The organism is Bacillus sp. JJ1503, from assembly GCF_036965125.1.
In the GTDB taxonomy this organism is placed as follows: Bacteria; Bacillota; Bacilli; order Bacillales; family Cytobacillaceae; genus Cytobacillus.
In genome coordinates this window covers 8,312-18,957 of sequence record NZ_JBALOZ010000075.1, presented here as the reverse complement: position 1 = coordinate 18,957, position 10,646 = coordinate 8,312, and the positions used below count along the sequence as shown (strand labels likewise).

Below are 10,646 nucleotides of genomic sequence, written 5' to 3'. Positions count from 1 at the left end.
CCGAGGGAAATGAAGGGATCCAAAAATCACTTGAGCTTAATCCAAATGTTGTGGTCATGGATTTAAGCATGCCACATGGAAGAGATGGATTATCGGCTACTTCTGAATTGAAAAAATTATTGCCAGATACAGCAATCCTTATTCTTACTATGCATGATGATGAAGAGTATTTATTTAGAGCTATCCAAGCAGGAGCTTCTGGCTGCATATTGAAAAGTGCCCCACATGATGAACTGCTGTCAGCCATTCGTTCAGTTGCTAATGGCAACGCATATTTGCATCCATCAGCGACGAAAAGAGTAATGGAGGAGTACCTTTTCGGAGTTAAACAAGGGAATACAGATACATTTAACCTGTTGTCTGATCGAGAAAAGGAAGTGCTTACCTATATTGCCAAAGGATTTTCTAATAAAGAGATTGCAGAACAGCTAGTAATTAGTGTGAAAACAGTCGAAACACATAAGAGCAACTTAATGGAGAAGCTACAAATGAAAACAAGGCCAGAGCTAGTTGAATTTGCTTTGAAAAAGGGGTTATTAGGATATGGAATTTAAGGGATGGTCAAAACCTTGATAAACTCAGTGGAAATTGCAAATCAATGTGAAAAAATATTAACAACTATGAATGTGGATTTTGTTGGACTGGCTTTGCAAAATCAGGAGGGACCTGATGTTAGTTGGCATTCTGCAGCCGGCAACAGTAATGAGAAGTATAAGAGAATTACTGTTCGCTATGGAAAAGGAATCGCTGGTAAAGTGATTTCTACAGGAAGCCCAATCACGATAAAAAATTTCCCTGAAGAGATTACGGGCAAGGCACTTGAATATCCGATCATGCTGGCTGAAAAGCTAATATATGCATTCGCAGTCCCTCTATTTATAAAAAGTGTTCCGAAAGGTGTGTTATTAGTAGGGAGACGGTCAAATACCCCTCTAACGGAAAAGGAACAATTAACAGTTAAACAAGCTGCAAAAGCTTTTGAAAGTTTGTTTTAGTAGCCCACAGGAGGTTAATAATGAACCGAAATTTACCTGCTCCTGATTCGAATGAAGCGACTATTCTCGTCAATGAATCAGGCGCCATTTCGTACGCCAATAATAAAGCCTGTGAAAGCTTTGGATATCTAGAAAGTGAAATGGTCGGAATTAATTTTAATGTATTATTCCCTGAAACGAACTTAAGGGAAATTAAAGAAGGTGTTGTTATTCATCAAAAGGGAGAGCGTTTGGAAGGTCAAAGAATTTCCCTTATATTCAGGGTGAACACTTTTTCTTTAAATCAGGGGAAATATTATCTTGTTATTTTTCATCATGCTATGGATCATTCCAGAATTAATAAACAGCAATCTTATTACCTTCATGAGCTTGTCGATTTACAATTTGCATTAGATGAGTCAACGATTGTCGCATTTACTAATCATAAAGGCATTATTACATATGTCAATCAGAAATTCTGCGAAGTATCTAAATATTCTGCTGAGGAGCTTATTGGGCAAGATCATCGAATCATAAACTCAAATTATCATTCTAAGGAGTTTTTCACTGAGCTTTGGCGGACCATTTCTTCAGGGGAAGTATGGAAGGGTGAAATAAGGAATCAGGCAAAGGATGGTACCTTTTACTGGGTGGATACGACCATTGTTCCTTTCCTTGGTGAAAACGGCAAACCCTATCAATATTTAGCGATTCGGCATGAAATTACAAACAGAAAGCAGATAGAAGATGAGCTCCAAAATATGATGACAAAGATAATCGATATTCAAGAAGAGGAAAGAAAAAGATTATCAAGAGAGCTGCATGATGGGGTGGGACAAAATTTATATAGCCATTTAATTACGATAAACAGGCTGCAGGCAGAAATGGAACATCCTTTACTGGAACAAATGCAAGATGAAGCGAGGGAAATTATTGAAGACCTTCGTGATCTTTCATGGGAGCTGAGACCGTCCGTACTTGATGATCTAGGGCTAATCCCGGCAATACGCTCTTATTTAGTGAGGTTTTCAGAAAATTATCTCATCAATGTACATTTTGATTGTTATATAAATAGCCGTCTTAGTCCCAGTACGGAAATTTCTATCTATCGCATTATTCAAGAAAGTCTGACGAATATTCGGAAATACGCAGAAACAGATGAGGCGTCAGTAATCATTCGAAAAATGGATGATGTGATCAGAGTAGTGATTGAGGATAAGGGAATAGGATTTGATATGGATCAAATTTCACGTGGAGTTGGACTTTTCAGTATGGAGGATAGGGCGCGTGCAGTGGGCGGTACAATGACGATCCATTCTGTAAAAGGCAAGGGAACGAAAGTTATTTTGGAGATCCCATTATAAAAAGGCTGCCAATTTGGCAGCCTTTTCTGTCAGATATAATCTAGCAATATTCCGCCCGCCGCTCCAGTTAAAACAATAACCCATGGCGGAAGTTTCCAATAAGTAAGCATACTAAAAAGGATGACGGCGAATGCGAAATCTTTAGGTGCTAAAATCGAACCCGTCCAAATAGGATGATAAAATGCTGCCACTAAGATGCCAACGACCGCTGCATTTACACCCATTAAAGCTCCTGTTATCTTTGGATTTGAACGGAGTTGGTTCCAGAAGGGCAAAGTTCCTAGAATAAGCAGAAATGCAGGTAAAAATATGGCTAAAGTTGCAAGCAAACCACCTTGCCAGCCGTTAATAATCGCACCAATATAGGCAGCGAATGTAAATAATGGGCCAGGTACAGCTTGTGTTGCCCCATATCCTGCTAGAAATGCTTCTTCACTAAGCCAGCCTGTCGGTACAAATTCACGCTCGAGAAGAGGCAAAACCACGTGTCCCCCGCCAAAAACGAGAGAACCAGAACGATAGAAACTGTCAAATAAGGCGACCCAGTCTAAATGAGTTAATTCTCTCAATACTGGTAAACCTGCTAACAGCAAAATGAATAATAGTAGGCATCCTATGGCAAATCGTTTGGATAATGGAAAATGGATTTGTTCTTCCACTCGATCGTATGAGTTTTTAAATAGGAAGTAGCCTAAAGCACCTGATAATAGAATAATGCCGACTTGTGTAAAGGCTGTTTGCCATAAAAGAGTGGCAACGATGGCAATTAAGGCTATCGTTTTTCTTTTTAAATCAGGTGCAAGCTTTTGGGACATACCGAGAATGGCATGGGCCACAACTACAACTGCTACAATTTTTAGCCCATGAATCCAAGAGGAAGCCCCAATTTCTTGAATACTAAGCAGTTGGGCAAACAAAATTAAGGCAAAGACAGAAGGCAATGTAAATCCAAGAAAGGCTAAAATTCCGCCCATCAATCCGCCGCGAATAACCCCAATGCCAATGCCAACCTGACTGCTCGCAGGCCCAGGAAGAAATTGGCATAGTGCAACTAAATCAGCATACCTTTTTTCATCCAGCCACTTTCGTCTTTTCACATATTCCTGATGAAAATATCCAAGGTGTGCAACGGGACCGCCAAATGAGGTTAACCCTAGCTTCATGNNATCACGATTATTCTCCTTCAAATGAAATCTTATTCATCATAGCAAAATAAAATGCGATAGATTTAAGGTGAACAAGAAATTAATAAAACCTTTACAATATAAAATGGAAGAACTGTTGCATAATATTAATTTTGACCTTATATTATTAAAGCATTATGATCTGTAATAATAAAATATTAGGGTAACAGCCTATCGTTTTAGCATAAGGAGGGATAAGGTTGGAAAATAAATTTCCTCAAACATTTGAAGTGATTGATTTATGTCTGCTTGCAGGAAAAATTATGTTGCAATGCGGCGGAGAAACGTATCGGGTGGAGGATACGATGTCAAGAATTGCCGCAGCGTTGGGAATTCCCAATTCTCATAGCTATGTCGTGCCAACTGGAATTATCTTTTCGATTGATGGAACAGAGCCTGCAAAGCTCATTCGAATATCTGAGCGAACAACAGATCTATATAAAGTTACTTTAGTTAATGGGATTTCAAGAAAAATAAGCAGTGGTGAAATGGACATTAAAGAAGCCTTTATAAAGCTTAATGAAATTGAAAAGGCTAATTTCACATTTCCTATATATCAGCAAATTCTTGCAGCATCTATTTCCAGCGGGTGCTTCCTATTGATGTATTTAGGAAAATGGAGTGATTTTTTACCAGCTATCATCAGTGGCGGTTTAGGGTTTATTTGTTTTATTTATATACATCGTCTAGTAAAAATTAAGTTTTTTTCGGAGTTTTTAGCTGCTTTTATTATTGGGTTAAGTGCCTATTTTTTTGTGCGTACAGGAATAGGGACACAGCTAGACAAAATTATTATTGGATCTGTTATGCCGCTCGTTCCGGGTTTATTAATCACAAATGCAATCCGAGATCTTATGGCCGGGCATTTAGTGGCAGGCTTGTCTAAGGGAGCGGAAGCATTTTTTACCGCTTGTGCAATCGGAACAGGAGTGGCAGTCGTTGTCGCATTTTTTTAGAAAGAATGGTGGGGATGAGAAATGATGATTGTACATTTAATCACAAGCTTTGTTGCTACAGCTTCTTTCGCCATATTATTTAACGCGCCGAGAAAGTCCCTTATTAAATGTGGGCTTGTTGGGATGGTCGGGTGGATTGTATATTTTTCTCTTGTAGAATATGACTTTGATGCGGTTATTGCATCATTTATTGCTGCTTTCATGGTTGCGGTTATCAGTCAAATCTTCGCAAAAATGTATAAAACGCCGATTATCATTTTTAGTATATCTGGAATTATCCCGCTTGTCCCTGGTGGAATTGCTTATAATGCGATGCGTCATTTTGTTGTAAACGATTATAATGTCGCCATACAGTTAGCGGCAAAGGCCTTTATGATTTCAGGTGCGATTGCTGCTGGACTTGTGATTTCGGAAGTATTAAACCAGATCATACTAAAAATTAAATTCAGGCAAGTGTAAGATCAGTATAATTTCTGTTACCAAAATAGAACTCTTTTTTAACCATTTCGTAAATCCTTAAACTCGGTGCTAGGGTACAATTCAGTTAGAAACAAAGCAAAACGAGTTAATGGAGGAATTCAAAATGAAAGCAAAAAAATGGTTATATTCAGGGCTTGCCGTAACGATATTAAGTTTACCAGTATTTACTTTAACAGAAGGAGCAATGGCCAAAGAGCAGCCAAATAAAATTGTTCAAAATGTGAAGCAGGAAAAGGCGATAACTGAAAAACAGGTAGTATCTTTAGTAAGTAAATGGAAGAAATGTGAAACGTATATTCAAAGTGGCGGGAACTATAAAAAGGGTGAATACCAATCATTTCAATATGAAAATATGCCATACCGGTATTTATCTAGTGACATTGGCACAAAGAAAAAGCTCATGAAATACTTGACTAGCACATTGACTCGGTCACAGGCTAATCAGTTTATCGAGGAACGGGGAATAATCGAGCATAAAGGAAAGATGGCACAGCCAGAAGCGGATGGGGGATCTCTGCTGCAATGGGATAAAGCAAAGTCTCTTTTCTTAGAAAAGGATGACAAGAAAAGAACATATAAGTTAGAGGTTCCGGTAGGCGAGTTAAATGAAACAGAAGCATTTCATACTGAGGTTATCTATTTGCAAGGCAAAGGGTGGAAAATTAGTGAAAGACCATATATGCCTGTGAATTTAGATATTCCAGGCAATATCAACCCGGCATTTATCTTTTTTAAGTTCCTGATTGTGGATCATACCCAAGCTGCAGAACAATTCTTGTATGGGGACTTTAACACTGAAGCATTTAAAAAAGGGATAAAGAAAATTGAAATGAAAACGTTAGAAGAGCGTGCTAGATCAAAAACTCAAGTTGAATTTGTCGTATCCTTCCATGCAGAATTGGAAAAGGGATATAAGGGCCAATTGAAAAGCGGGCAAAATAAAATTTACTTTTTAATCGAAAATACAGGTGATATGGAATTCAAAATAGTCAGTGCTGGTATGGAGCCGCATCTTGATTAACGGAAAGATTTCATTGTAAAATAATAAAACAAAGAGCGTTGCTTCTTATAGCAGCGCTTTTTTTGCGGAAAATGAAATCTTTTAAAATGACTATTGTTATTTTTTGTGAAATATCTGATAATCAATAAAGATTGAGTTAACAACTCATCTCTATTATTAAATGATAAGGGGGATGACATTGAAACTACGAGTTTCTGCGGTGCAGTATCATCTGCATACGATTCATTCATTTGAGGATTTTGCGAAGCAGTGTGAACATTATATTAAAACAGCACAGGAGTTTGGATCGGAATTTATTTTGTTTCCTGAATTTTTTACTACCCAGCTTTTATCGATTGGGAATGAGCAAGGAACAAGTTTAACGATTAATGAACTCCCTGACTTTACAGAACAATATAAGAATCTTTTTACAAAATTCGCTAAAGAAACGAATACACATATTATAGCCGGTACACATGTGATAGAAAAGGAAGGCCTTTTATACAATGTGGCACACATGTTTTACCCGGACGGCCGGATTGTTGAGCAGGCTAAATTGCATATTACCCCAACGGAAGTAGAAGAATGGAATATGTCTGCAGGTGAGGGGCTTGAGGTTTTTGACACGGATAAAGGGCGAATTGCCATTTTGACATGCTATGACATTGAATTTCCGGAAATCGTTAGGATGGCAAAAGCTAAGGGGGCAGATGTCATATTCTGTCCATCTTGTACAGATGACCGTCACGGCTTCCATCGCGTTCGTTATACATGCCATGCACGTGCAATTGAGAATCAAGTGTATGTTGTTGTAACAGGGACTGTCGGTTCCCTTCCGACTGTTGATTTCATGCGGGGGAATTTTGGCCAAGCCGCTGTTATTACTCCAAATGATGTCCCATTTCCTCCAAAAGGAATTATGGTCGAAGGGGAAATCAATGATGATATGATTGTTACAGCGGATCTAGATTTAACATTGTTACATGAAGTCAGAGAAAGAGGTTCAGTTACAACTTGGCGTGATAGACGTGTCGATCTATATCCGGATTGGGAAAAATAAATGGTAAAGAGGGATGAAAATGGCTTATCGCAGCGAATTTTATGCCTTTGATCAGGAAAAACCAGTCCCTATTATTATACGGAATTACACGGAGTCTGACTTTGATGAGCTGATCCAAATTCAAGCGGAATGCTTTCCGCCCCCTTTTCCTTCGGAATTATGGTGGAATAAAGAACAATTGCAAAATCATGTTACTTTATTTCCTGAAGGGGCGCTTTGTGTAGAGGTAAATGGCCAATTGGCTGGATCATTAACTGGGGTTTGTGTTCATTTTGATCCGAAACATCCATCACATAAATGGGAAGAGGTAACGGATAGCGGATATATTCGCAATCATGACCCGAACGGAAACACTCTTTATATTGTTGACATAAGTGTTAGACCAAAGTACCGTAAGCTGGGGCTAGGAAAAATGTTGATGCAATCGATGTATCAAGTAGTCGTTCAGCTTGGCCTTGATCGTTTGCTTGGCGGCGGAAGAATGCCAGGGTATCACAAAGTGGCAGAGACTATGTCACCAAGTGAATATATTGATGCTGTGGTCAAAGGAGTTCTGCGTGATCCCGTTATTTCCTTTCTTTTGCGATCAGGCAGAACACCGATTGCTATCATCGAAAACTACTTAGAAGATGAAGAATCTCTTCATCATGCCGTTTTGATGGAGTGGAAAAACCCCTTTAACTTTTTTCAGCAAGGATAAAAATCTGGGCGTAATTTCTCCGAGGAGAAATTTATATAGAGAGGAGAAAGATTAAATGGAATATAGAAGAATAACGAGCATTGAAGATCCATTGTTTGTCAAAATGCATGATTTAATGAAAGAGGTATTTCCTCCTGAAGAGGTGCTGGAATATGAATTGTGGAAGGAACCATTAGAAGATCCGGGTATAAGAGTGTTTGTTGCTGTACTTCAGAATGAGGTAGTTGGTGCAACAGAATATCGGTACTATTCTGATTGGAATATTGCTATGACCGATTTTACTATTATTGGCCGTCCAGGGCTTAGCCTAGGCCGTTTCTTAGCACAAAATAGGGAAAAAGACTTGAATGAATTAGCAAAAGCAAATGGCAAAGAATTGTTTGGCATGTTTGCAGAAATCTATGATCCTTATCAGCTTGATGATCATGAATTTGGCGGAGTAAAGCCAATGAATCCATTTGTTCGCCGTGAAGTCTTATCGCATCTCGGGTATAAGCGCCTTGATTTATCTTATGTACATCCTTCTTGGAAAAATGATGGAGAAGCCGTTAAAGGTCTCGATTTTTGTTTCATGCCGATGGATGACAATGTTTCCGAAATTCCGGCACAATTAGTTTCAGACTTTTTAACGACATATTATTCAGTACTGTCTAATAAGCCACAAGAGTGGGTTCAGATGATTGAAGAAATCAAAAACCATTCTCAAATACAGTTGTTGCCATTATAATGGCAAAAAAGCTTTTCTATAATGGACTAAGTCCAGATAGGAAAGCTTTTTTTTAGAATACATTGTCGATTACCAGCATTATGGATAAGGCGGTATATTGCTAACTAATAATGTTTTTATTTAAATGTTTTGCGCATAACGTTCATCAGGAATTTTATTTAACATAACATAAAGGCTAACATTTTCATTTCCGCTGTTTGTAAAAGCGAATTCTTCTTCGCCATCTGCACGTATAACATCATTTTCCGCAACCTCGATTGGTTCTCCATTAATGATGAGTGTCCCGTTGCCTTGAAGGACCATTAAATACACACATTTGTTCCTGGATGCTTATGTGCAGGAAGCTTCTGACCAGGCATGAAATTTAAGACGAATACTGTGCTTTCACCCTCGCGAAAAATAATCCTTTTAGTAAACTTTTCTTCGCTAAATTCTATTGCATCTGTGATCGATTTCTTTTCCAATTATATGACCTCCAATTAGAGATATGTTCTTTCATATTAATGATAATCAATATCAATTAATGATGTGTTGATTTAAATCACATCTATAATATATCTCAGTGAAATCAGCATTCCTCTACATTATTATTAAGTGCTAAATTTACCAGAAATAATTATATATAAAGATCAGGAATTAAGAAATAATACCTATTGTAAGTCATTTTTCATAGAAAAGAGGGAAAAGTATGACAGTTGGTACACAGGTTAAACAAGCGATAGCAGGTTTAAAAAGTGCTCAAGCGAGTTTTGAAGGATTTGCATTAGCAACAGATAATCAACAGGCTAAGCAGCTATACCAAACTTGTGCACAGCAAACACAGTCAGTCATTGACTCTGTAGAGCCTCGTTTGCAGCAAATTCTTGCAGAAGAACCGCAGTATAATCAATAGCTTTATCCTGGTTGGCTTATAGCCAACCTTTTCATCATTTATAGATGGGGAGTAAATGTCATGACTATTATTTCGAATGTTAAACAAAGCCTGTCCACCATTAAGGGAATCGAGGCTCAGCTTTCCATTCTGGCACTGAATTCGCACGATCCAGAGGCACAGAGGACTTTTCACGAAATGATGAATATGATGAACGATATAAAAAAAGACCTCCAGCTTCGGGTAAATGAAATGATGTTAGAAGAACCGCAGTATAAGGGATAAATAAGGAAGAGGTGACAAAATGTCAGAATGGAGTCATATTATCATTCGGTCTTTTTTATTTCTTTTTGTATTATTCATAATGACCAAGATGTTAGGAAAAAAACAAATTTCTCAAATTTCCTTTTTTGAATATGTGTCTGGCATAACAATAGGAAGTATTGCGGGCGAAGTTATTATGGGGCTTAATAGCAATATGGGGCATGGAATATTAGCTATAGCCATTTTTGGATTAGTGACGATCGCTGTTGGATTTATTTCATTAAAAAGCAATTCATTTCGTGACTTTGTTGAAGGTAAAGGAACTATATTTATTAAAGATGGAAAAATAATGGAGGATAATTTAAAAAAGGAAAAATACTCCACAGATGAGCTTACAACCCTTCTGCGCAAAAAAGATGTATTTAATTTAGCAGATGTAGAGTTTGCTGTATTAGAACCAACAGGTGATTTAAGCATCTTATTGAAAAAAGAAAACAGACCGTTAACTCCTAAAGATCTCAACCTTAAAGTAGCAAATGATAAAGTACCGCAAACAGTGATTCGTGACGGACATATTGTACATGATTCTTTGGCTTCTGCAGGAAAATCCCGGAAGTGGCTTTTTGACGAATTGGATAAACTTGAGGTCACAATGGATAATGTCTTTTATGGACAGATTGACTCTTATGGTGATTTAACTGTTGATCTCTATGATGATAAAATGAAACAGCCATCTCCACAAACAAGGCCGTTATTGATGGCGATGCTTAAAAAATGTCAAGCGGATTTAGAAATATTTGAATTGGAAACAGATTCACCCGATGCCAAAAATATGTATAAAAAGAACGCGGAAAAATTGAATGAAGCCATACGCATTCTTAGTCCATACTTGAATAATTAATCCAGTTTTTGGGGCTGTCCAGAAGTCAAAATGCAGACTTTCTATACAAGCCCCTATGAAGAAATTTATCCCCCAATATGAGACATTTCCACCTTTTTTCTGCCTTTGTTTTGCTGCAGGAGGTTATCACGCTCTTCGGAATAACGATCATTACGAATTGTCCAA

15 protein-coding genes and 1 pseudogene are annotated in these 10,646 nt (G+C 37.8%); 12 read left to right on the top strand and 4 right to left on the bottom strand.

Translation table 11 applies throughout. The annotated features are described in order from the left end of the window. The 3 genes from V7149_RS06895 to V7149_RS06885 form a co-directional block, all read left to right on the top strand. On the top strand, window positions 1-554 hold a 554-nt coding region (locus V7149_RS06895), incomplete at its 5' end, for a response regulator transcription factor (RefSeq protein WP_335344910.1). Between the two features lie 15 nt (window positions 555-569). Beyond that, the gene (locus V7149_RS06890; RefSeq protein ID WP_335344909.1) at window positions 570-995 is read left to right on the top strand and encodes a GAF domain-containing protein; all 426 of its coding nucleotides are present in this window, start codon (window positions 570-572) and stop codon (window positions 993-995) included. Window positions 996-1,015: 20 nt separating this feature from the next. Continuing rightward, window positions 1,016-2,338, top strand: a complete 1,323-nt coding sequence (locus V7149_RS06885) for a PAS domain S-box protein (RefSeq protein ID WP_335344908.1) — start codon at window positions 1,016-1,018, stop codon at window positions 2,336-2,338. A 29-nt stretch (window positions 2,339-2,367) separates the two neighbouring features. Here V7149_RS06885 and V7149_RS06880 read toward each other — a convergent pair whose 3' ends face one another. Continuing rightward, window positions 2,368-3,501, bottom strand: a complete 1,134-nt coding sequence (locus V7149_RS06880) for a chromate transporter (RefSeq protein WP_335344907.1) — start codon at window positions 3,499-3,501, stop codon at window positions 2,368-2,370. A gap of 221 nt (window positions 3,502-3,722) precedes the next feature. Here V7149_RS06880 and V7149_RS06875 point away from each other — a divergent pair, with 221 nt between their 5' ends. From V7149_RS06875 to V7149_RS06850, 6 genes are all read left to right on the top strand, one after another. Beyond that, a complete protein-coding gene (locus V7149_RS06875; RefSeq protein WP_335344906.1) occupies window positions 3,723-4,478 on the top strand; it encodes a threonine/serine exporter family protein in 756 nt (251 codons plus the stop codon). Between the two features lie 24 nt (window positions 4,479-4,502). After that, entirely contained in the window at window positions 4,503-4,937 is a 435-nt protein-coding gene (locus V7149_RS06870; RefSeq protein WP_438824024.1) for a threonine/serine exporter family protein, read from the top strand. 124 nt (window positions 4,938-5,061) lie between these two features. Next, window positions 5,062-5,979, top strand: coding sequence for a DL-endopeptidase inhibitor IseA family protein (locus V7149_RS06865; protein WP_335344904.1), 918 nt, complete (start codon window positions 5,062-5,064; stop codon window positions 5,977-5,979). A 178-nt stretch (window positions 5,980-6,157) separates the two neighbouring features. Then, window positions 6,158-7,018 (top strand): carbon-nitrogen hydrolase family protein, encoded by an 861-nt coding sequence (locus tag V7149_RS06860; RefSeq protein ID WP_335344903.1) that lies wholly within the window; start codon window positions 6,158-6,160, stop codon window positions 7,016-7,018. A 19-nt stretch (window positions 7,019-7,037) separates the two neighbouring features. Then, window positions 7,038-7,718, top strand: a complete 681-nt coding sequence (locus V7149_RS06855) for a GNAT family N-acetyltransferase (protein ID WP_335344902.1) — start codon at window positions 7,038-7,040, stop codon at window positions 7,716-7,718. Between the two features lie 55 nt (window positions 7,719-7,773). Further along, window positions 7,774-8,445: a GNAT family N-acetyltransferase gene (locus tag V7149_RS06850; protein ID WP_335344901.1), complete on the top strand. Its 672-nt coding sequence runs from the start codon at window positions 7,774-7,776 to the stop codon at window positions 8,443-8,445. A 120-nt stretch (window positions 8,446-8,565) separates the two neighbouring features. Here the strand turns inward: V7149_RS06850 and V7149_RS06845 are convergent, their stop codons facing one another. Further along, the gene (locus tag V7149_RS06845) at window positions 8,566-8,748 is read right to left on the bottom strand and encodes a cupin domain-containing protein (protein ID WP_335344900.1); all 183 of its coding nucleotides are present in this window, start codon (window positions 8,746-8,748) and stop codon (window positions 8,566-8,568) included. Continuing rightward, on the bottom strand, window positions 8,748-8,909 hold the full coding sequence (locus V7149_RS06840) for a hypothetical protein (RefSeq protein ID WP_335344899.1): 162 nt from the start codon (window positions 8,907-8,909) through the stop codon (window positions 8,748-8,750). The genes V7149_RS06845 and V7149_RS06840 overlap by 1 nt, the downstream gene beginning before the upstream one ends. Before the next feature lie 224 nt (window positions 8,910-9,133). On the opposite strand from V7149_RS06840, the gene V7149_RS06835 reads away from it, so the two are divergent. From V7149_RS06835 to V7149_RS06825, 3 genes are read left to right on the top strand one after another with little or no spacing between them, the layout of a single operon-like run. Beyond that, the gene (locus tag V7149_RS06835; RefSeq protein WP_335344898.1) at window positions 9,134-9,337 is read left to right on the top strand and encodes a DUF1657 domain-containing protein; all 204 of its coding nucleotides are present in this window, start codon (window positions 9,134-9,136) and stop codon (window positions 9,335-9,337) included. Between the two features lie 60 nt (window positions 9,338-9,397). Further along, on the top strand, window positions 9,398-9,601 hold the full coding sequence (locus tag V7149_RS06830) for a DUF1657 domain-containing protein (protein WP_335344897.1): 204 nt from the start codon (window positions 9,398-9,400) through the stop codon (window positions 9,599-9,601). A gap of 19 nt (window positions 9,602-9,620) precedes the next feature. Beyond that, window positions 9,621-10,481, top strand: coding sequence for a DUF421 domain-containing protein (locus tag V7149_RS06825; RefSeq protein WP_335344896.1), 861 nt, complete (start codon window positions 9,621-9,623; stop codon window positions 10,479-10,481). A gap of 65 nt (window positions 10,482-10,546) precedes the next feature. Here the strand turns inward: V7149_RS06825 and V7149_RS26455 are convergent. After that, window positions 10,547-10,646 (bottom strand): annotated as a pseudogene (locus tag V7149_RS26455) (GTP 3',8-cyclase MoaA); the annotation flags it as partial.

Excerpts from the sequence above, each read along its gene's own strand:
- V7149_RS06885 (WP_335344908.1), top strand. The coding sequence starts at position 1,016 with ATGAACCGAAATTTACCTGCTCCTGATTCGAATGAAGCGACTATTCTC.
- V7149_RS06880 (WP_335344907.1), bottom strand. The coding sequence starts at position 3,501 with ATGAAGCTAGGGTTAACCTCATTTGGCGGTCCCGTTGCACACCTTGGA.
- V7149_RS06870 (WP_438824024.1), top strand. The coding sequence starts at position 4,503 with ATGATTGTACATTTAATCACAAGCTTTGTTGCTACAGCTTCTTTCGCC.
- V7149_RS06865 (WP_335344904.1), top strand. The coding sequence starts at position 5,062 with ATGAAAGCAAAAAAATGGTTATATTCAGGGCTTGCCGTAACGATATTA.
- V7149_RS06855 (WP_335344902.1), top strand. The coding sequence starts at position 7,038 with ATGGCTTATCGCAGCGAATTTTATGCCTTTGATCAGGAAAAACCAGTC.
- V7149_RS06850 (WP_335344901.1), top strand. The coding sequence starts at position 7,774 with ATGGAATATAGAAGAATAACGAGCATTGAAGATCCATTGTTTGTCAAA.
- V7149_RS06845 (WP_335344900.1), bottom strand. The coding sequence starts at position 8,748 with ATGGTCCTTCAAGGCAACGGGACACTCATCATTAATGGAGAACCAATC.
- V7149_RS06835 (WP_335344898.1), top strand. The coding sequence starts at position 9,134 with ATGACAGTTGGTACACAGGTTAAACAAGCGATAGCAGGTTTAAAAAGT.
- V7149_RS06830 (WP_335344897.1), top strand. The coding sequence starts at position 9,398 with ATGACTATTATTTCGAATGTTAAACAAAGCCTGTCCACCATTAAGGGA.
- V7149_RS06825 (WP_335344896.1), top strand. The coding sequence starts at position 9,621 with ATGTCAGAATGGAGTCATATTATCATTCGGTCTTTTTTATTTCTTTTT.